Source organism: Vibrio sp. 1731 (assembly GCF_033339955.1).
Lineage (GTDB): Bacteria > Pseudomonadota > Gammaproteobacteria > Enterobacterales > Vibrionaceae > Vibrio > Vibrio alginolyticus.
On sequence record NZ_JAWOVO010000021.1, the window covers coordinates 15,650 to 37,273 of the forward strand.

At 52.1% G+C, this 21,624-nt stretch carries 18 protein-coding genes; all 18 read left to right on the top strand.

All coding sequences use genetic code 11. The features are described from left to right. Window positions 1-124 precede the first annotated feature (124 nt). Complete coding sequence (gene mobH / locus R7035_RS19845) at window positions 125-3,097, top strand: MobH family relaxase (protein ID WP_001326173.1); 2,973 nt, start codon at window positions 125-127, stop codon at window positions 3,095-3,097. Next, window positions 3,094-4,959: a conjugative transfer system coupling protein TraD gene (gene traD, locus R7035_RS19850; RefSeq protein WP_000178857.1), complete on the top strand. Its 1,866-nt coding sequence runs from the start codon at window positions 3,094-3,096 to the stop codon at window positions 4,957-4,959. Before mobH ends, traD begins: the two co-directional genes overlap by 4 nt. A 49-nt stretch (window positions 4,960-5,008) precedes the next feature. After that, complete coding sequence (locus R7035_RS19855) at window positions 5,009-5,554, top strand: hypothetical protein (protein ID WP_000228720.1); 546 nt, start codon at window positions 5,009-5,011, stop codon at window positions 5,552-5,554. Beyond that, a complete protein-coding gene (locus R7035_RS19860; RefSeq protein WP_000743449.1) occupies window positions 5,511-6,140 on the top strand; it encodes a DUF4400 domain-containing protein in 630 nt (209 codons plus the stop codon). The genes R7035_RS19855 and R7035_RS19860 overlap by 44 nt, the downstream gene beginning before the upstream one ends. A 47-nt stretch (window positions 6,141-6,187) precedes the next feature. Next, window positions 6,188-6,364 carry a hypothetical protein gene (locus R7035_RS19865; RefSeq protein WP_169342285.1) on the top strand — a complete coding sequence of 59 codons (177 nt, stop codon included), beginning with the start codon at window positions 6,188-6,190 and terminating at the stop codon, window positions 6,362-6,364. 241 nt (window positions 6,365-6,605) lie between these two features. Next, entirely contained in the window at window positions 6,606-6,983 is a 378-nt protein-coding gene (locus R7035_RS19870) for a hypothetical protein (RefSeq protein ID WP_000869261.1), read from the top strand. After that, window positions 6,983-7,645 carry a hypothetical protein gene (locus R7035_RS19875; RefSeq protein ID WP_001231463.1) on the top strand — a complete coding sequence of 221 codons (663 nt, stop codon included), beginning with the start codon at window positions 6,983-6,985 and terminating at the stop codon, window positions 7,643-7,645. The genes R7035_RS19870 and R7035_RS19875 overlap by 1 nt, the downstream gene beginning before the upstream one ends. A 180-nt stretch (window positions 7,646-7,825) precedes the next feature. Then, window positions 7,826-7,969 (top strand): hypothetical protein, encoded by a 144-nt coding sequence (locus R7035_RS19880; RefSeq protein WP_001275801.1) that lies wholly within the window; start codon window positions 7,826-7,828, stop codon window positions 7,967-7,969. Window positions 7,970-7,980: 11 nt separating this feature from the next. Continuing rightward, on the top strand, window positions 7,981-8,346 hold the full coding sequence (locus R7035_RS19885) for a hypothetical protein (RefSeq protein WP_001052531.1): 366 nt from the start codon (window positions 7,981-7,983) through the stop codon (window positions 8,344-8,346). A 144-nt stretch (window positions 8,347-8,490) separates the two neighbouring features. Continuing rightward, a complete protein-coding gene (traL, locus tag R7035_RS19890; protein ID WP_000805625.1) occupies window positions 8,491-8,772 on the top strand; it encodes a type IV conjugative transfer system protein TraL in 282 nt (93 codons plus the stop codon). Next, on the top strand, window positions 8,769-9,395 hold the full coding sequence (locus R7035_RS19895; RefSeq protein ID WP_001049716.1) for a TraE/TraK family type IV conjugative transfer system protein: 627 nt from the start codon (window positions 8,769-8,771) through the stop codon (window positions 9,393-9,395). Before traL ends, R7035_RS19895 begins: the two co-directional genes overlap by 4 nt. Next, entirely contained in the window at window positions 9,379-10,296 is a 918-nt protein-coding gene (locus R7035_RS19900; protein WP_000794249.1) for a type-F conjugative transfer system secretin TraK, read from the top strand. Before R7035_RS19895 ends, R7035_RS19900 begins: the two co-directional genes overlap by 17 nt. Further along, window positions 10,296-11,609 carry a TraB/VirB10 family protein gene (locus R7035_RS19905; protein ID WP_024131605.1) on the top strand — a complete coding sequence of 438 codons (1,314 nt, stop codon included), beginning with the start codon at window positions 10,296-10,298 and terminating at the stop codon, window positions 11,607-11,609. The genes R7035_RS19900 and R7035_RS19905 overlap by 1 nt, the downstream gene beginning before the upstream one ends. Continuing rightward, window positions 11,606-12,184, top strand: coding sequence for a type IV conjugative transfer system lipoprotein TraV (gene traV, locus R7035_RS19910; protein ID WP_000793435.1), 579 nt, complete (start codon window positions 11,606-11,608; stop codon window positions 12,182-12,184). The genes R7035_RS19905 and traV overlap by 4 nt, the downstream gene beginning before the upstream one ends. A 78-nt stretch (window positions 12,185-12,262) precedes the next feature. Then, the gene (traA, locus tag R7035_RS19915) at window positions 12,263-12,580 is read left to right on the top strand and encodes a TraA family conjugative transfer protein (RefSeq protein WP_064754699.1); all 318 of its coding nucleotides are present in this window, start codon (window positions 12,263-12,265) and stop codon (window positions 12,578-12,580) included. 200 nt (window positions 12,581-12,780) lie between these two features. Continuing rightward, a complete protein-coding gene (locus R7035_RS19920; protein WP_000606833.1) occupies window positions 12,781-18,312 on the top strand; it encodes an Ig-like domain-containing protein in 5,532 nt (1,843 codons plus the stop codon). Between the two features lie 148 nt (window positions 18,313-18,460). After that, on the top strand, window positions 18,461-19,168 hold the full coding sequence (locus R7035_RS19925) for a DsbC family protein (protein WP_172692928.1): 708 nt from the start codon (window positions 18,461-18,463) through the stop codon (window positions 19,166-19,168). Further along, window positions 19,165-21,612, top strand: coding sequence for a type IV secretion system protein TraC (gene traC / locus R7035_RS19930; RefSeq protein ID WP_000637386.1), 2,448 nt, complete (start codon window positions 19,165-19,167; stop codon window positions 21,610-21,612). The genes R7035_RS19925 and traC overlap by 4 nt, the downstream gene beginning before the upstream one ends. Window positions 21,613-21,624 lie beyond the last annotated feature (12 nt).

Genomic DNA, 21,624 nt, shown 5'->3' on the forward strand with positions numbered 1-21,624 from the left:
AGGGGGGGGATGGAAAGCTGGTTTCTCAAACTGCCCAAATTGGACAGATAGGCGTGTGTGCGATCTAAAGGTGTTTTGAGAGCATGTAGCGACGAGAAATACGATAGGAATATGGTCAACCTACATGCTGAAAGCCCTTAACAAGTTATTTGGTGGGCGAAGTGGAGTGATCGAGACCGCGCCGAGCGTCAGAGTGTTGCCGCTTAAAGACGTGGAAGATGAAGAAATCCCTCGATACCCACCTTTTGCCAAGGGCCTGCCAGTGGCCCCACTAGACAAGATACTGGCAACCCAAGCTGAACTGATTGAGAAAGTGCGGAACTCTCTCGGTTTCACTGTGGACGACTTCAACCGGCTTGTTTTGCCGGTGATCCAGCGGTATGCCGCGTTTGTTCACCTGTTGCCAGCTTCCGAATCACACCACCACCGTGGCGCTGGTGGTCTGTTCCGACATGGGCTTGAAGTGGCCTTCTGGGCAGCTCAGGCATCTGAGTCAGTTATCTTTTCCATCGAGGGGACGCCTCGTGAACGCCGTGACAATGAGCCGCGTTGGAGACTGGCGAGCTGTTTCTCCGGGCTGCTGCATGATGTGGGTAAACCGCTCTCGGATGTGTCCATTACGGACAAAGACGGGTCAATCACATGGAACCCGTATTCGGAGTCACTTCATGACTGGGCACACCGTCACGAAATCGACCGTTACTTTATCCGGTGGCGCGACAAGCGACACAAAAGACATGAGCAATTCTCGCTGCTGGCGGTGGATCGAATTATTCCGGCTGAGACTCGGGAGTTTCTGTCCAAGTCTGGCCCGTCCATCATGGAAGCGATGCTGGAAGCTATCTCAGGAACCAGCGTCAATCAGCCTGTGACCAAGCTGATGCTTCGCGCTGACCAAGAGAGCGTCTCACGGGACCTTCGCCAGAGTCGTCTCGATGTGGACGAGTTCTCCTATGGTGTGCCTGTCGAGCGGTACGTGTTCGATGCCATCCGCCGCCTGGTTAAAACCGGAAAATGGAAGGTCAATGAGCCAGGCGCGAAAGTCTGGCACCTCAACCAAGGTGTATTCATTGCCTGGAAACAGCTTGGGGACCTTTATGACTTGATCAGCCACGACAAGATCCCCGGTATTCCACGAGACCCTGACACACTGGCCGACATTCTCATCGAACGTGGTTTTGCTGTACCAAACACGGTGCAGGAGAAGGGTGAACGTGCGTACTACCGCTACTGGGAAGTTTTGCCTGAGATGCTCCAGGAGGCGGCGGGATCGGTGAAGATCTTGATGCTCCGACTCGAATCAAACGACCTGGTGTTTACGACTGAGCCTCCTGCGGCTGTTGCTGCGGAAGTTGTTGGTGATGTTGAGGACGCTGAGATTGAGTTCGTTGATCCTGAGGAAGTCGATGACGACCAAGAGGAAGATGTGTCAGCTCTGAACGATGACATGTTGGCCGCAGAGCAGGAAGCAGAGAAAGCTCTAGCTGGTCTTGGCTTTGGTGATGCGATGGAGATGCTGAAAAGCACCTCAGATGCTGTCGAGGAGAAACCAGAGCAAAAAGATGCTGGATCAACGGAATCATCTAAGCCTGACGCTGGCAAGAAGGGTAAGCCGCAGAGCAAACCGGGCAAAGCAAAACCGAAGAGTGATACAGAGAAACAACCCCACAAACCAGAGGCAAAAGAGGATTTGTCCCCTCAGGACATTGCCAAAAACGCACCACCTTTGGCAAACGACAATCCGTTACAAGCACTCAAGGATGTTGGGGGTGGACTGGGGGACATCGACTTTCCGTTTGACGCATTCAGCGCATCGGCAGAGACAGCCAGCACTGACGCAACAAACTCAGAAATCCCAGATGTGGCAATGCCCGGAAAGCAAGAGAAGCAGCCAAAACAGGACTTCGTTCCACAAGAACAAAACTCCCTGCAGGGCGATGACTTTCCAATGTTCGGTAGTTCTGATGAACCGCCATCATGGGCGATTGAGCCGCTCCCTATGCTGACTGACGCACCAGAACAAACAACACCAGCGCCAGCAATGCCACCTACGGACAAACCTAATCTGCATGAGAAAGACGCAAAGACCTTACTCGTTGAGATGTTAGCCGGGTACGGAGAAGCATCGGCGTTGCTTGAACAAGCGATCATGCCTGTTTTGGAAGGTAAAACGACGCTGGGCGAAGTCCTATGCCTGATGAAGGGTCAAGCCGTCATTTTGTACCCGGATGGCGCTCGGTCGCTGGGTGCGCCGTCAGAGGTTCTCTCGAAGCTGTCCCACGCCAACGCGATTGTTCCAGACCCGATTATGCCAGGTCGCAAAGTTCGTGATTTCAGCGGAGTGAAGGCAATTGTACTGGCGGAGCAGCTTTCAGATGCAGTCGTAGCGGCCATTAAGGATGCCGAGGCGTCAATGGGGGGATACCAGGATGCCTTTGAGCTCGTCTCTCCCCCTGGCTTGGATGCAAGCAAGAATAAGTCTGCACCGAAACAACAAAGCCGAAAAAAGGCGCAGCAGCAGAAGCCTGAGGTTAACGCCGGTAAACCCTCGCCTGAACAAAAGGCGAAAGGTAAGGACTCCCAGCCACAGCAGAAGGAGAAGAAGGTCGATGTTACTTCTCCGGTTGAAGAGCCGCAGCGCCAGCCGGTCCAAGAAAAACAGAACGTGGCTCGCCTTCCTAAGCGGGAGGTTCAACCAGTGGCTCCTGAGCCCAAAGTTGAGCGTGAGAAGGAATTGGGACACGTCGAGGTGCGAGAAAGGGAAGAGCCAGAGGTTAGGGAGTTTGAGCCGCCTAAGGCGAAAACAAACCCGAAAGACATCAACGCGGAAGATTTCTTGCCGTCTGGTGTTACGCCTCAGAAAGCACTCCAGATGCTCAAGGACATGATCCAAAAACGCTCGGGCAGATGGCTCGTGACACCTGTCCTGGAAGAGGATGGCTGCTTAGTAACCAGTGACAAAGCCTTCGACATGATTGCCGGTGAAAACATCGGCATCAGCAAACACATCCTCTGCGGGATGCTGAGCCGGGCACAGAGACGGCCTTTGCTCAAGAAACGTCAGGGAAAACTGTATTTAGAGGTAAATGAAACATGACAATGAGTTATGACCCGCTCGCCTACGAGATGCCGTGGCGGCCCAACTATGAAAAAAATGCTGTAGCAGGCTGGCTTGCCGCCTCCGGCGCGGCTTTGGCCGTAGAGCAAGTCAGCACGATGCCTCCGGAGCCCTTCTATTGGATGACGGGGATCTGTGGCGTGATGGCGATGGCTCGTTTGCCAAAGGCTATCAAACTTCACCTGCTCCAAAAGCATTTGAAGGGGCGTGATCTGGAGTTTATTTCTATTGCGGAGCTCCAAAAGTACATCAAGGACACGCCGGACGATATGTGGCTTGGTAGTGGGTTCCTGTGGGAAAACCGCCATGCCCAGCGCGTGTTTGAGATCCTGAAACGCGACTGGACTTCCATCGTAGGGAGAGAGTCCACGGTCAAAAAGGTTGTCCGGAAGATACAGGGTAAGAAAAAGGAGCTGCCAATCGGCCAGCCCTGGATTCACGGGGTAGAACCCAAAGAAGAGAAGCTGATGCAGCCACTCAAGCACACTGAGGGGCATTCGCTGATCGTTGGGACCACCGGCTCGGGCAAGACCCGTATGTTCGACATCCTGATTTCACAGGCCATTCTGCGTGGGGAAGCCGTGATCATCATAGACCCGAAAGGGGATAAGGAGATGCGGGACAATGCACGACGTGCCTGTGAAGCTATGGGGCAGCCGGAAAGATTCGTCTCATTTCATCCAGCATTCCCGGAAGAGTCGGTGCGTATCGACCCTCTGCGTAACTTCACCCGCGTGACTGAAATTGCAAGTCGTTTGGCAGCGTTGATCCCGTCCGAAGCAGGGGCCGACCCGTTCAAATCATTTGGATGGCAGGCACTGAACAACATCGCTCAGGGCTTGGTCATCACTCATGATCGTCCCAACCTGACAAAGCTCCGCCGATTCCTTGAAGGTGGCGCTGCTGGCTTGGTCATCAAGGCCGTTCAGGCTTACTCAGAGCGAGTTATGCCCGACTGGGAGGCAGAAGCAGCGGCTTATTTGGAGAAAGTCAAAAACGGTTCGCGTGAGAAGATCGCTTTCGCGTTGATGAAGTTCTACTACGACATCATCCAACCTGAGCACCCAAACTCTGATCTGGAAGGCTTGCTGTCGATGTTCCAGCACGACCAAACCCACTTCTCCAAGATGGTGGCGAACCTCCTGCCGATCATGAATATGCTGACGTCCGGGGAGCTAGGCCCTCTGCTGTCTCCAGACTCATCTGATCTGAGCGACGAACGCCAGATCACTGATTCCGCAAAAATCATCAACAACGCTCAAGTTGCTTATCTGGGGCTCGACTCCCTGACCGACAACATGGTTGGTAGTGCTATGGGGTCCATCTTCCTGTCAGACCTGACAGCGGTTGCCGGTGACAGATACAACTACGGCGTCAACAACAGACCCGTAAATATCTTTGTTGATGAGGCTGCTGAGGTGATCAACGACCCGTTCATCCAGCTCCTGAACAAAGGTCGCGGTGCGAAACTTCGTCTTTTCGTTGCAACTCAGACTTTTGCTGACTTCGCAGCTCGACTGGGTAGCAAAGACAAAGCGCTCCAAGTGTTGGGGAACATCAACAACACGTTTGCTCTGCGTATCGTCGATGGTGAAACACAGGAGTATATCGCAGATAACTTGCCGAAGACCCGGCTCAAGTACGTCATGCGGACTCAAGGCCAGAACTCGGATGGCAAGGAGCCCATTATGCACGGAGGCAACCAAGGCGAGCGTTTGATGGAGGAGGAAGCTGATCTGTTCCCAGCCCAGTTATTGGGAATGCTTCCGAACCTGGAATACATAGCCAAAATTTCAGGCGGAACAATCGTAAAAGGCCGTCTGCCCATATTGACCCAGTAAGAGCAGAGCTATGTGTGACAAGAAGTATAGAAATTACGAGGTAGCCATCATGGTCGATGTGAACCCTTTCGACAGGGTTATGAATGAATTGAAAAGTCGTGGCCGCAAGAACGCTCACATCCTGAGCATCCTCCAATTCGACTGGCCTGCATCGGAGGCCATCATCGAGAAGCTGAGCTGCTACATCACAGACGGGATTAAGGCTAATCAGGAGCCTGTGATTTACCCGATCATTGAAGAAGCTCTGCATCGCTACAGCCAGCTCGTGTTTCATGAGCAGAGAGAGAAATATGAAGACCCGGCCAGAATTGGGGCATTTCTGGAAACCCTGATCACCGAAACCTGCCGGGCGTTGGAAGTGCAAATTGTCGATAGTGGCGGTGATTCATGGTCTGTCGATTCAGGAGAGTCGTTCTCACTGTGGCTTTCTTCCCATCCAGGAGAACTATCCATTAACCCGCAGCCCCATGAGGATGAGACCTCTTTGCGTGGCTTGCTGTATGAGCTCATCACCTGTGAGAGCGTGAAAACTGTTTTAAGGAGAACCGACTATGAAGAAGCCGTGGTTGCTGGTCGCATGGCTGCTGGTTATTGAGTTGCTGGCAATATTGCTGCTGATCCCTGGCGACTGGACAGACAGAGCCATCAAAAGGGAATCCGAGCTGGTGGAACAGAGTCTTGGTGTCGAAGCAAGAGACTGGATACAGAACAAAGCATCTACCTGGTTCAGGTCGAGCGTTATTGATTCAGGATTCTATGAGGGGATGTACCAAACGCTGATCCCATCAGAAGAGGAGCGCCAGAAGTCCAAGGGGATGCAGGACATGGGCAAGGGCTGGTTTGTGTGGGTCAAAGGCCGCATGGAAGCCTTTGTCAACGTCATTTACCAGTTCTACACAAGGTTGGCACTGTTAGCCGCGTGGGCTCCCTATATGCTGATCCTGTTCGTACCTGCGGTATATGACGGGATGATGACATGGCGAATTAAGCGGACCAACTTCGATTATGCGAGTCCGGTTCTCCATCGTTACAGCGTTCGCGGAACGATGTACCTGATGGCCGGATTGTTCATCGCGTTCTTCATCCCCATAGCGCTCGATCCGGTTGTCATCCCGATGACAATGATGACGTGCTGTGTCCTGGTTGGCCTGACGTTCGGCAACCTCCAGAAACGGGTATAGGGAGGGAGGATGAGCTACTCCGTTATAAATCAAGATGGGGTGCATCTGTGCGACATCCCATTGAACGTCTACCAGGTGATACGTCGCCAATCCTTGTCTGCGTTGTGGCTTTACTGGGCGCAGAGCTTGAATTTGGTGAAGGTGCTCATTGCTTGCGTCGGAAAGATGATCTTTGTGATGCCGGTAATGTGGTTCTGGGTGCTGGTGGTGTGCCGCTTGGTTGAACCAGAACGTATCTCAGACGTGTCAGGACTTATCTCTCCGGACGTGATCGGGTGGGCCGCTGGTGCGGCCATCACCCTCATTATCTATTCCGTTTTTACACGCCCAGCTTTGTACGGATACCACAACTTTTTCAAGCAGCATATTTGCTCAAGAGTAAAGCAAGTAACGCCGGAACTCAGAACAGTCACTGGGCCACTGTTCTTTTACCGAAACGAAATTGGAACGATATAGAGAGGAACCATGAAAGTAACCAATAAACTCAAACTGCTGGCACTGGGGCTGTGTATGGCCGGTACTGCCATCGCGGCTCCTGATGTGCTCAATGACGACGCAAAGCTCAAGAACCTTGAGAAGGTGTGTCCCGACTGTAAGATGGTGGCAAAAGATGTACTCAATCTGCGGGTTGAAAACTGCCAGCTCAAAGACACTTCCAGTGCAATGATGATTGGCACCATGCAAAATGACCCTATGTTTTCGTTTATGCTGGCAGTACACACAGCGGCAGGCTCGGAGGCATACAAAACGGTAGTTGGTGCCGCTGGCAACCATGTTGACTGTGAAAACCCGTTGAACTGGATCAAGCTGACCCAGCAAGCGATTAAAGGAGGCAAAGTCTAATGCGTAAGAGAGATTTCTTTTTTGGAGAGGTGTATGAGGGGGGTGCAGGAGCCACTCTACGACTGAGTGATATGGAACCATTGGCAAGAAAAGTGTCGGCAGAGTTCTTCACTGCACAACTGAACCGTATGCTGAAAGAGCATGACGGTCAGTTGACGCTCAGCGATGGAACGTCGTACCCCAGCTTTTGGAGCTTCATCGACAAGGTTGTTCCAGAGCAGGTTGGTTTCGTGGAGATCTACGCTCGGCAGGATGTTAACGATAATGTTGAAGCGACACTGGCGTGTGACATCGTTTTGGTAAATGGTGTGATCACCGTTAAACCTCACTGGTGTGCTTACAAAGACATCAGGGCTGACGAAGTGATTTCCACCTTACTGGTGCCTTTGCATTTGAAGGCTCTCCAGGGTAAGGCTTACATTCGCTGGGATGATGGTGAAACCGAACCTCTGTTACAAAACGACGACTATCAGGCTGAACTTGAAAATGTGTTTAGTGTTTCCAAGTACCCATCAGCCATGAGCTGGGGCGATACAGCAGACCAGAAGGTTAAGCAGTACAAGATGGACCTTGAGTGCGCCACAGATGTTGGTTGTCGAGGTGTCTCATCAGAGCAAGCATGGGATGCTTATCGAGAACTCCGTTACAATAGAACAGTGTGAAACAAGCGGCCATTGGCCGCTTTGAACTTTCACATGTGAAAGTTTTTCGCCTCCCGCTCTTATCATCTCCTCGAATAAACCTCCATAAAGTGCCCAAAATGGGCCGTAACAGCACTGTTCCTAGATTGATCAATTAAGAGACGATTACTCCGTGATGACGACAAGTTATTTGGAGGGTCTATGTCCGCACAAGCTCACGTCAGAGAAAGCGAAAGCTCATCTGGTTCATTCATCTCCTGGCAGTTCCTTGTCTGGCAGGTGATGTTCGTTATAGGTGTTGTTGCAGGGATGAACCTGGAACACGCATTCAATTTTCTAGGTTAATGGGAGGAAGTGTGAACCTTAATAAACAATTTTTCTGGTTTTTGATGAACGCGGTGCTGATGTGCATCTTCATCGTTCCAGTGGCCGTCGCGTTTTGGCTGTCTGCTTTTGCGGCAGGTTTTGACTGGAGTCAGTGGGTTAAGTTGGCTGCTGATACGGCCAACAGAGCTGCAAGTGACCCGGCCAAGGCTCTGGGCACGGTTCAGACCTACTGGGGCATTCTCAGCTTCTTCCTGCTGGCGGCGTACAGTCTGATGTTCAAGTTTAAAGCCAATGCTAACAAGGAAGTGAAAACTCTGGGGGTGGCCCGACCAGCCAATGAAGTTAGCGTTGCGGCTTCGGAAAAACATTCGGAAGCGGTTCCTCAAAATCAATAACCGATCCAGTAAACGCAAAAAAGGCGGCTTAGGCCGCCTTTTTTTATTTGTCGCTGGAAGTGCCCGAAAAGGGCGCGAAGCCGTGGCAGAAAATCAGTGACCCTGAATGAGAATACAGGCCACTAGGAAAAGAAGAGGGTTGCTATGAAGCCTGTAAAGATACCGCGCCGGGTCGATGAGCCCCCGCATCTGCTGTTGTGGAGCGCAGATGAGTTGGCCCCGATGCTTTTGGGGCTAACGATAGGGGTCATCATCGGTAAGGCCCTGATCTGCTTTCTGGGGGGGTTACTTGTAACCAACCTTTATCGCCGATTCAGGGATAACCATCCGGATGGATACCTGCTCCACATGATCTACTGGGCCGGGTTCATCATGACCAAGGCCAAATCTCTCAAGAATCCGTTTGTCCGGAGGTATTTGCCTTGAACCTGAAAAAGTATCTCAAGACCTGGGAAGGGACCCAAACAGAAAATAAGTGGGGACGAATCTTCCAGGGTGGTCTTATTGCTATCGTTTTCCTGCTGGTGGTCCAAGTATTCAGCAAGGAAACCATCGTCACTATCCAGCCTTTCACGCTCACGGAAGAAGCCTGGGTGACGAAAAATAACGCCTCTCAGTCCTATAAAGAGGCTTGGGGTTTCGCTTTTGCTCAGCTCCTTGGCAATGTGACGCCAGGAACCGTTGACTTTGTGAAAGAACGGATCACCCCGCTTCTCTCCCCGAGCATCTATCAGGACGTGATTGATGCCATCGAAATTCAAGCTCAACAGATCAAGAACGACCGCGTAACCATGCGGTTTGAGCCGCGTTTTGTTGAGTACGAGCCCAAGAGCGACAAGGTGTTTGTCTACGGATATTCCTACGTCAAAGGGGCTTCTTCTAACGAAGAGCGTAGCGAACGCTCCTACGAGTTCGCCATCAAGATTTCAAACTACGCGCCCGTGCTGGACTACATCGACACCTATGTAGGAAAGCCACGCACCAAAACTGTTTTGGAGCAACTCCAGCGCAAAGAAGAAAACCGGAGAAAGCATGAAGAACAACGCTAAACTTTCGCTCCTGGCGCTGTCCTTGGCGCTTGGAACTTCAATGGCCTATGCCTCGGATGACATTCCTGTTGTCCCGGCCAGTGTTATGAAAAAGGATGTTCCTGCCCCTGTGACGTCAGGACAAAGCTCCCATGAGGTTGTGGGCAGCATGAATGAAAACCCCTTACTGACGATGAAGCCGGGGGTTAACCAGATCATCCCGATAGCCGTTGGTCATCCGAACCGAATCGTCACGCCTTTCAGCAATCCTGAGATCGTTTCAACATCTCTGACCGGGGCGACGGATAACGGCCAGTGTGGTGAGGTCTGCATCAAAGAGAATGTGGTCTATGTCGCCACGGATAAGCAGTATCCGGTGACTATGTTCATTACTGAAAAAGGCTCGGAAGCCCAAGCTCTCAGCCTGACGATGGTTCCCCGTCGTATTCCGCCCAGAGAAGTCTTTCTCAAGCTCGATGGTGGTGTAGGTATCACTGGTGCTTTTGCCAATACCAAGGCTGAGACCTGGGAACAGAGCCAGCCTTATGTCGAAACCATCCGGTCAGTATTCCGAAAGATTGCTCTTGGTGAAGTCCCTCAAGGTTACACGTTGAACCGCATCCCTGCTGGTGCTGCGGTGCCGAGCTGCGCTCATCCTGGGGTAAAGGTGGATTTTAGCAAGGGGCAATACATGATGGGCCACCACCTTAACGTGTTCATCGGTGTCGCCCTGAACGTCTCTGATCAGCCTATTGAGTTCAAAGAGGCGTTGTGTGGGAGCTGGGATGTGGCTGCGGTGACTACGTGGCCGCTTAACGTGCTTGAGCCCGGCCAGAAGACGGAGATCTATGTGGCGAAGAAGCAGAAGCGTGGTCTCGCACCAACGTCTAAGCGTCCATCGCTGCTGGGAGGTGCCCAATGATTAAGCGATTTTGGACACAGTTAGACCCCAACAAGAAGCGTTGGGTGTCTATCGCTGGCGGCGTCTTCGTTCTTTTTGCGGTCGTGACAATGTTCTCTGGTGAACCCAAGAAAGAAGAGAAGCGCGGTCGCCAAGAAACCATCAAGCACGTTCTCACAGACAAAAACACCCGTGAGATCGGGATAGATTCGTTGTCTGCCGATGTGAAGATGGTGTCTCGTGAAAACTCCGACCTGAAAAAGGAGCTGGAACGAGTCAAGAAAGAGCTGGAGGAAACCAAAACCACTGCCGGGAAATCCAGTGATGTTGGCCGTGAGATGACCCGCCTTCGTCAAGATTTGGACCGCCTGACCCAGAAGAACATGGAATTGGCTAAGAAAGTCGAAACCGGCGCTGCTGGTGGAAAAACATCCTCTTCATCAGAGGATGCCAGAGCCGATGTTAATGGTGCATCTGGTGGTGATGGTCAGTTCATGGAGAAAAAGCTCGACTACAAAGATCCAGCATCCTTTTTTCGGGACGCACCGCTTCCTGACTCGAAGGGTGGGGCTCCTGCAACTGGCAAGGGAGACGGTCGTGATGCAACTAAACCAGGCATCCAAATAGTGAGCTACTCGCAGAAAGCGCCAGAAGTTGAAGAGAAGGACAACAAGGATGATGAGTCTATCTACCTACCTTCTGGCTCCATCCTGACAGGGGTGCTCATCAACGGTATGGACGCACCAACATCTCAAGGTGCTCGTCGAGATCCGTTCCCTTCGACCCTCAGGATTCAGAAAGAGGCTATTTTGCCTAACCGCTTCCGTGCGGATGTTCGTGAGTGCTTCCTGATTGTTTCAGGCTATGGAGATCTCAGTTCAGAGCGAGCGTACCTGCGTGGCGAGACCTTCTCGTGCGTTCGGGATGATGGGGGGGTCATAGAAGCGAAGCTGGATTCCTATGCAGTGGGTGAAGACGGTAAGGCCGGTGTCCGTGGTCGCGTCGTATCGAAGCAGGGGCAAATCATCGCCAAGAGCTTGATGGCAGGCTTCCTTGGTGGCGTTTCCGAAGCCTTTGACGTCAATCCTGTGCCGGTCGTCAGCACTAACCCTGGCTCAAATACCCAGTACCAGTCTGTGTTCTCCGACCAGATGTTGCAGGGAGCAGCAGTGAAGGGGGCCAGTAAGGCGCTAGATCGCATCGCTCAGTTCTATATCGACATGGCCGAAGGCATCTTCCCCGTTATCGAGGTCGATGCTGGCCGTCAGGTAGACATCATCGTGACCAAAGGAACCAAGCTACAAATTCGTTCCACCGGGGGAACCAAGAAATGAAAAATTTGAACATTTTGACCAGAAAGGGCAGTTCCAGAGGCGAGGCTCAAAAGGAACAGGCAGTAAGATCCGCAAAGATGTTGGGGGTGGGTGCAGCGCTACTTATTTTGTCGGGCTGTTCGACGTTCAACATCGGCAAGGATGAGTATAGCTGTCCGGGAATGCCGAATGGTGTTCAGTGTATGTCAGCGCGAGACGTTTACGCCGCAACCAATGACGGAAATGTCCCGCGCCCAATGAAACCAGAGGAAGTCGAGGCCAAAGCGGAAGCGGATGGCGAAGGTTCCTCAAACGTTTCAGCGAACTCATCTAGCTCCGGAGACCCGGTGATTGACAACTATGTCGCACCGCGTCTTCCGGATCGCCCGATTCCAATTCGTACACCAGCACAGGTTATGCGGATTTGGGTAGCTCCCTGGGAGGACACCAATGGTGATCTCATCGTGACAGGGTATGTCTATACCGAAATCGAACCGCGCAGGTGGGTGATTGGGGATGGCACACCGCAAAGTGAGCCAGTTTTGAGACCGCTGCAAACGGTACAACACGAACCGAAGTCTGAAACAACCAAATAGGAGATGTTCTTGATGAACGCAAATCAGTTGGCGAATGCCTCAAGTAAAAACAACGCACTCTTCCTCTTCCTGGGGTTGATGGTGGTAGCCTTCCTGCTCGTGCCGGATCAGGCCCACGCTGGTACTGGTGGTACAGCGTTTGACGACGTATGGGTAACTCTCAAGGATTGGACCCAAGGTACTTTGGGTCGAATCGTTGCGGGTGCGATGATCCTGGTCGGTGTTGTTGGTGGTATCGCTCGCCAGAGCCTCATGGCTTTCGCTATGGGTATCGGTGGCGGTATGGGCCTGTACAACTCCCCGACCGTAGTGGAATCCATCATGTCTGCTACTCTGGAACATGCAGAGAAGGTCATCCCGGCTGTTGTGCAACTCAGCAATGGCCTGGGGGTGTAAAAGACACCTTGCCGTTAATCAACGGGTGATAGGGGCAGCCTAAAAGCTGCCCTTATTTTTTGGCAAAAAGTCCAGTCATAACAAATTCCAACTATTTCCTTATTTGCTCAAAAAGGGCACTTCCACAGCCCATGTTTATGCACTCCCTCCCGTAACCTCCAGCATTGGGTTCTTGTAACTCAAAACGAATGGAGAATGCGATGATCAATTTCAAGCCTAAAATTCCGGCGATGCTTGGGGCTCTGGCGGTTCTTACCGCTGGTGCTGCTCATGCAGAGCTGCTGGAATACACCTTTAAGGCTCCAGATGGTACGCAACGGTCTCTGACTCCGAATGCCAACTATGCCAACCCAACGGGCAATATCTCGTTTGCCTTGAGTGCCGGTATCGACCGAAAGGTAAAGATTTCGGTGATTCGGTCGGATGGAACAGTGGTTTCGACAGCGACCAGCCACCTTCTTGGGGCTACTGATCGCATCACAGTGGGTGGAAAATCCTACTATGGTGCGGAACTTCAACTACCGGCTCCTTCCGAGGGAGTCTACAAACTAAGGGCCGAAATACTGGCGTCAGACGGAAGTTCCGTTCAGACTGATGAATACCCGCTTCAAGTCGATACGACAGCGCCAAGTTTGGCAAACGTGACAGTAAAAGGGGAATGGAACCGGGCGCTTTCTGATGGAACGCTACTGCGAGGTCCTAACCGATTTTCAGGTATAGATGTGTCTGCATCTGATGCCGGTTCTTCGGTTTCCTCTATACAGGCGTATGCTGTAGATAGCAAAGGCAAGAGGAGTCCTGTTGTCTCGGTTAATTACGCCAACGGCCAAGGCCAGTTGTTGAACTGGAGCACTGTGTTCCCTAATGGGGAGGATCTATATACGCTTCATTTCGAGGCCCTGGATAAAGCAGGGAACAAAGGGTCAATAGCCTATCCTATTGCTTGGGATTCAGTAGGTGCAAAGTCTGGAGAGAATCCTGAGCCAGTAGCAGTGTATGACCCTAAGAACCCGCAGGCCTCAACTTTTAAGGTTAATGGTCAGGCCCTATCAGGTTTTGCGCCTTATCAGAACGGAATGACCATTTATTCCGATACCTACAGGGTGCTCTACCGGATACCCAAAACAAACTCCTATCCTTCTTCACCTTACGGTGCTCAAAGCGGTAACTGGTGTGATTATAAAAACTGTATTGAAGGCAATATCATTGCCGAAGACGGTACATATGATTATCGGCAGACGCAAGCTGATGTATTCCAGCAACATGGGACAAAAACTAAGTCGTTTATTATTTACGACTGGGTTATGAACTCTCTTGGTAATACATCCGTCAGTGTGAAAGCTGATCCATCGGTTAGCTTGGCTCCCATCGGTAAGTATGTTGAATATCTTAGGGATGATGGTCAGTGGGTCCGCGGTGAAACCATTAATATGAGCTCAGTTAACCATTATAAAAAACTGAGATTTCATGTTGAGCCGAGACCTTACGCTCAGGAGTTATGGGGATCTTGGTTGCCTACTACTAAAATTCCGGCAAATGCTTCTTATGCAGAAGTGGATACGGATATATCGTTCAGTGGGCGCTCATGTTCATGGCCTGGATATTGGTCTCGACCGGAAGGGAAGCCTGAACTTCCGTCTGATCGGATTGGGGCAACGTTCTGCTATGACCTTAACCCTCCTGAAATTGCTGGGTTAGAACGAAATGGGCGGATTTTTAAAGCTCATTTCCGTGAGCCTGATTCATTTGACGGTTGGGGTGTTAACCAGTGGGTTATTTCTAACAACTCAAGTGCGTCTGCGATAACCTCGACTGGCGAAGAACGTCCGTTGTCTCGTACTGAAGTTCTTCGTAGTAGCACAAATGATTGGTTTTTCACATTTTCTGCTGAGAATCTGTCAGAGGGCACATATACCGGCATATCTCTCGTAGCTAAAGATGCTTTCGGTAATGAGGTTAAGCAGGTATTCACTGGCTCCCAATATGCTATGAGCATAGATAATTCAGCGCCGACACTAACCGTATCGATCAGTGATGGAGCACCAATCCAGTCTTTGGATGATGTTGTAATCACCTTGACTGATACTGCCGACCCGAGTCCTAAGCTGACCTCTATTGCCCTCGTCGGAGGCCCAGCCGATGACAAGGTGCAGTTGTCTTGGCGTGAGGAGTCGAAAGGTCGATTCCGCCTTGAGTACCCGGTAATGTTCCCGTCTTTGAAGGAAGGGGAATCTTACACGCTGACTGTTTCCGGTGAGGACGCACAAGGCAACGCGGTTCAAAAGGCGGTTGGCTTCGAGTACAAACCGCGTCAGGTGATGCTGGCGGATGGGATGGATGGCAAGGTTATGGTCCCCGCTGTCACTCATGAATTTGTTCATGCAGATGGCAAGCGGATCATCGAGACCAAGCCGCTGACGCTCAGTGATGGTGCTGTCGTGACAGGTTCATACGACGTGTTTGCGACCCTCCGTTCTGATGCGAAAGTGCCGCTGGTGGTGAATGGGGTGCGTATCGAGCCGGGCCAGACAATGGGGATCATGAGCCAACATGATTTCGGTGCGTCAGGTGGTCGTTTGAGCATTCCGGTTAAACCGGCTGTTCCTGATGTGGTCGGCTCTTCCAGTCTTCTTGTCATGACCTCCGCGCCGAACTCACCCATCTTGGTTGTGGACATCAATACCTGGAAAGGGACGGCCAAGCTCTCGGCTGAATCATGGACAATTCGCCAGGTTATTGACCCGGTGAAAATCTATGCCCTGCCAGAGTCGGGTGTGCCTTGCCGGTTCACCACGAAAGAGGATGTGGCTATGGCCGCAGACCCAATTCGTGACCCGGTGTGTTTGCTCCAATGGGACAGAACTCCGGATGAGGCTGAACAAACTACGCAGGACAACAACGGGATGAAAGTTGCCGGGCTGGTGGGGCAGGCTGTGAGCATTGGTGAACAACCTGTCGAATACAGCCTGTACCTGTTCAGTGGTGACGGTTCCAAGGTAAAAGTTGGGTCTGGCTCTCAGAACCTGACGGTAACTACTGCCTATGGCTCTGTTGGTTACACCCCGATTGATGACATTGCTCAGGTGAATCGCGTCATTGAAGACTTTGATGTGAACTTCAAGCAGAGCAAAGGTCCTGATTGTTCAATCACTCTCAGTGCTGACCGTGCGAAAAACGAGGCCGCGAACAAAGCTGTTGGCAGTGCAAGCCGCACCTGTCTGTTCGAGTGGCAGCAGATCCCCGATGGACTGGTCCAAGACCCGTTATCGGAATCTCCTTCGTTGTCAGGTTCCCTGGCCGAGAACGGTGATCACCCTCTGGGGTGGCGGGTAAGTATTTTCACCCGTAACGGCACTCGGGTGACGTTGAACGACGAGACTTTCAATGTCGAAGCGGTTGACCCACCAGCTCCGACCGTTGAACTAGCCTCCGACTACAACTTCAAAGACAACATCTACTTGGTGCCGATGACAGGTAACTACCTGGGTGATGCCATTATCAACTCTGAACGAGCTGATCTGGATATTGCCATATCGCGCAACTCTGATGTTCTTGAGTCTGAGACCTTCACTCCGGGATGGGGTGCCACCAATAAGGTGTATCGCCGCATCAATACCGATGAGCGAGCGTTGTGGGAGGAGACCACCTACAAGGTGAACGCGGCCTACAACAAGGTGCCTGATGTGAAGACTGAGGTTGTCTACCGGGCTATCTCTGCACCTTCTGACAGTATCCGTCCTATCGTTGAAGTTAAAGGTGATACCGCGATTGACACCCAGGCATTGCCGGTTAGGGTTCTCATCCGTGATCAGTACAAACCTGATGGTGACTATGACGCTAACACGATGGGGGTGTGGAAAGTACGCCTGATCCAGCAAAAGGCCTACAACGAGACGGTTGCGCTCACTGATTATGCGGAAGCATCGAACGGTGAAGCTCAGTTCTCAGTAGACCTGTCTGGTGTGGATACTTCCTCCGTCCGTATCGCTGCTGAGGCTGTTCTGGAAAGCCCTGTTGAGGGTTACAACCGCACAGAGTTGTCTATCAGACCTGCCTTCTTGACAGTGCTTCGTGGTGGTGCCATCGGTGCTGGCGTGGAGGCTCGCAAGTTGTCTGGTGAAGCTCCGTTCACTGCTGTGTTCAAGCTATCTTTGGACGACCGTCAGGATCTCCGGGCTACCGGCCAGGTTGTGTGGGAAACCAGTAAGGACGACGGTAAAACCTGGGAGCAGTTCATCCCAGAAGATCGATACAAGTATCAGCTTGTGAAGACCTTCGATAAGGGGGAGTACCAGGTTCGGGCCAAGGTGGTGAACGTCAACTCAGGTGCGGAAAAGTACACCGAAGCGGTCAGTGTTGTCGCTTACGACAAACCTGATATTGCTGTTATCGGCCCGACCACGTTGTTTGTCGGAAGTGAAGGCAAGTACACAGCGAACCTGACGTTGAACGATGAGCCAATCTCCGGTGGCAATGCCATTGTTGAGTGGTCTACTGACGGTGGCAAAACCTACGCGCAGACAGGGGATAGCATCACGCTTTCGAGCGATGAAGAAACCCGATACCGCCTGTGGGCTCGTGTGCGCTCTGCCACTGCACCGGCTGATGACGGCTATGCCTATGAAGTTGCGAAAACGGCAGTTGACTTCCGAGCAGTGAAGGCCCCCCGTCCTTACGTGACAGGGCCGCGAGTCATTGAGACCGGTAAGAAGTATGTGTTCAAAGCCGAAACCAGCCTGCCTTACCGTGGGATGGACGTGAAGCTGAACGGGTTCTTCACGCTGCCTGATGGCTCAATTGTGCAGGGTGATACTGCTGAGTACGTGCCTTCGGACACTGACCTCAACCAGGCTACTGTAGAAACGAAGTACACCACCTGGATCGAAGGATACCGAGATCAGGGTGCAGAAGCCTCGCATAGCCTACGCTCCCGCGTGTGGCAGTATGTATGGCCGAGCTTCGGAATGCAGGTCAGGAAGAACGCTGACGTGGCTCCTGCGACGATCACCGCGTCAGTGCGGCCAATTGCCTTCAACGGCAAGCTGGAAGAACCGACCTACGAGTGGGAGTTGCCGGAAGGCGCAGTGATTCAGGATCAGCGGCAGGATATTGTCCGGTCCTTTGTGATCAATGAGCCGGGCGATTACAACATCAAGGTGACTGTCCGTGATGCTCGCGGCCATGAAACCGTGATCGAGCAACCGCTCAAGATCGGCCAGGCAGAGCCCTATGCTATCGACCTGCAATACTCTGGCTCGAACAAATACGAGCGTGAGCCTCTGGATGTGCTGTTGCGACCGTACATTTCTGGCGGCCACCCACGCGACCGTATTTCGACTCGCGTCTACTCGGTAGATGGTACGCCGTTGGAAAGCAGCGGTTACTACGGCAGAGCAACTCTGGGCGCTGGTGAGCACAGCATCAAGCTGAAAATAACCTCAGAAATGGGGCATGAAGCTGAGGGCGAGGTGAACATCAATGTGGCAGAGAACAAGTTGCCTGCATGTAGCCTGAGCTCACGAGAGACCGTTGGGTCGTGGATCGTTTATGCGAACTGCGAAGATACCGATGGCCGCATGAAGTCCTACGAATGGACCATTGCCGGTGAGTTGCAGAGCATCAGCTCTGATCGAGTGACTATCAGCAAGGGCACCTATGAAACGATGCCGACCATCTCTCTGGTTGGGGTCGATGACTCTGGTGGCAAATCCGAAGCTGTTACCATGAACTAAGGTTCATTCCTCTCAAAGCCCGGTTCAGACCGGGCTTTTTTTTGTATCGCGCTGGAATTGTCCAAATTGGGCTATTACAGAGGCGAGTCTATTTCCCTCCCCCGGATACACTGCCCAGCATCCAGTAATCCAATCTTAGGGGATAGACATGCGGACAAAATTACTCGGGGCGCTGATGGTGTTCGGGATTATTACCGGCACGGCTCATGCGTCATCGAAATTGGAAATCACCGATCCCAGAGCGGCGAAGATAGAGGACATCGTAGAGCTACCCATCAAAGGGGTTCGAGCCGTCCAAAGTGATGGGCAGATCATGTTCCTCTCTGAAAACGGGCGATTTGTTATTTCAGGACAAATCTACGACCTGTGGAGCAAGAAGCCCCTCAACACGATGTCCCAAATGAGGGATGTAGCGGAGCGTATCCACTTCAAGAGCATGGGCATGGATGTGGACACGCTGAACACCGTTTCGATGGGGCGTGGTGACAAAGAGGTGGTGGTCTTTGTCGATCCTAGATGCGCGGTTTGCCATCAGCTCATGGGTGATGCCAAATCGCTGGTGGATGATTACACCTTTAAATTTATCGTGATTCCTGCTCTGGGTGCTGAGTCCAACCGCTTGGCAAAGAACTTGTACTGCGCGAAAGACAAAACCCACGCGCTCAATGCGCTGATGAACAACACCTTGGGTTCCCTTCCTTCAAAAGAAACCTGCGACCCCGGCCAATACGATCAAACGCTGCTGACAGCTCATTTCATTGGGATTGAGGGCGTTCCGTTCGTGGTTGCTCCGGATGGTCGTGTCAGCAAAGGACGTCCGAAGAACCTGAAATCATGGTTGGAGAGTGTTGAATGATCGTAACCATCAAAAAGAAACTCGAAGAAACGTTGATCCCGGAGCACTTGCGAGCTGCCGGGATTATTCCTGTCCTGGCCTATGACGAAGACGATCATGTCTTCCTTATGGATGACCACAGTGCAGGCTTTGGTTTCATGTGTGAGCCCCTGTGTGGTGCCGATGAAAAAGTTCAGGAGCGAATGAACGGTTTCCTGAATCAGGAGTTCCCGTCGAAGACTACGCTCCAGTTTGTTCTGTTCCGCTCCCCGGACATCAATCAGGAGATGTACCGGATGATGGGGTTGCGTGATGGCTTCCGTCACGAGCTGCTGACATCTGTCATCAAGGAACGGATTAACTTCCTCCAGCACCACACGACAGAACGCATATTTGCCAAGACCAACAAAGGTATCTACGACAATGGCTTGATCCAAGACCTCAAGCTGTTCGTTACGTGCAAAGTCCCCATCAAGAACAATAACCCGACTGAAAGCGAACTCCAGCAGCTCGCACAGCTTCGCACGAAGGTCGAATCATCGCTTCAAACCGTTGGTCTGCGTCCCCGCACAATGACGGCGGTGAACTACATCCGGATCATGAGCACCATCCTGAATTGGGGGCCGGATGCTTCATGGCGACATGACTCTGTGGATTGGGAGATGGATAAGCCCATCTGCGAGCAAATCTTCGATTACGGCACTGATGTGGAAGTCAGCAAGAACGGCATCAGGCTGGGGGACTACCACGCGAAAGTCATGTCAGCGAAAAAGCTGCCTGACGTTTTCTACTTTGGTGATGCGTTGACCTATGCCGGGGATCTCAGCGGCGGCAACTCCAGCATCAAAGAAAACTACATGGTTGTGACCAATGTGTTTTTCCCTGAGGCAGAAAGCACGAAAAACACTCTGGAGCGCAAACGCCAGTTCACTGTAAACCAAGCCTACGGGCCGATGCTCAAATTCGTGCCGGTGCTGGCGGACAAAAAGGAGAGCTTCGACACTCTCTATGAGTCCATGAAAGAGGGGGCTAAGCCAGTCAAGATCACCTACTCGGTGGTTTTATTTGCTCCAACCAAAGAACGTGTTGAAGCGGCGGCGATGGCCGCACGAAACATCTGGCGTGAATCTCGGTTCGAGCTGATGGAGGATAAGTTCGTTGCTCTGCCGATGTTCCTCAACTGCCTGCCATTCTGTACAGACCGGGATGCAGTGCGAGACCTATTCCGCTACAAGACCATGACAACCGAGCAGGCGGCTGTGGTCCTGCCGGTGTTTGGGGAATGGAAGGGGACCGGGACCTATCATGCAGCGCTGATTTCCCGCAACGGCCAGCTCATGAGTCTGTCTCTTCACGACAGTAATACCAACAAAAACCTGGTGATCGCAGCCGAATCCGGCTCGGGTAAATCGTTCCTTACCAACGAACTGATTTTTTCCTACTTGTCCGAGGGTGCTCAGGTCTGGGTTATTGATGCCGGTAAGTCCTACCAGAAGCTGTCGGAAATGCTCAATGGCGACTTCGTTCACTTTGAAGAAGGAACGCACGTCTGCCTCAACCCGTTCGAGCTCATACAGAACTACGAGGACGAAGAAGACGCGATTGTCAGCCTCGTTTGTGCAATGGCGTCGGCCAAAGGCTTGCTGGATGAATGGCAAATCTCTGCGCTGAAACAGGTCCTTTCTCGCCTGTGGGAAGAGAAAGGTAAAGAGATGAAGGTTGACGACATCGCTGAGCGCTGTCTGGAAGAAGAAAACGACCAGCGCCTCAAGGATATTGGTCAGCAGCTCTACGCCTTTACGTCGAAAGGTAGCTACGGGAAATACTTCTCTCGCAAGAACAACGTCAGCTTCCAGAACCAGTTCACTGTACTGGAGCTCGATGAACTGCAAGGGCGTAAGCACTTGCGTCAGGTTGTACTGCTCCAGCTTATTTACCAGATCCAGCAAGAAGTATTCCTGGGTGAACGTAACCGCAAGAAAGTCGTCATCGTGGATGAGGCCTGGGACCTGCTCAAAGAGGGCGAGGTCTCGGTCTTCATGGAACATGCCTACCGCAAATTCCGTAAGTACGGTGGCTCCGTTGTCATTGCAACGCAGTCCATCAACGACCTCTATGAGAACGCAGTGGGCCGCGCCATCGCGGAGAACTCGGCCAGCATGTACTTGCTCGGCCAAACCGAAGAAACCGTGGAATCTGTTAAACGTAGCGGTCGTCTGACCCTTTCAGAGGGCGGGTTCCACACCCTCAAGACGGTACACACCATCCAGGGCGTGTACTCAGAAATCTTTATCAAATCGAAGAGCGGCATGGGCGTCGGACGCTTGATAGTGGGCGACTTCCAGAAGCTGCTTTATTCGACCGATCCGGTGGACGTTAACGCCATCGACCAGTTTGTGAAACAAGGCATGAGCATTCCTGAGGCAATCAAGGCCGTGATGCGAAGCCGTCAGCAGGCTGCATAACCAGGGAGACAG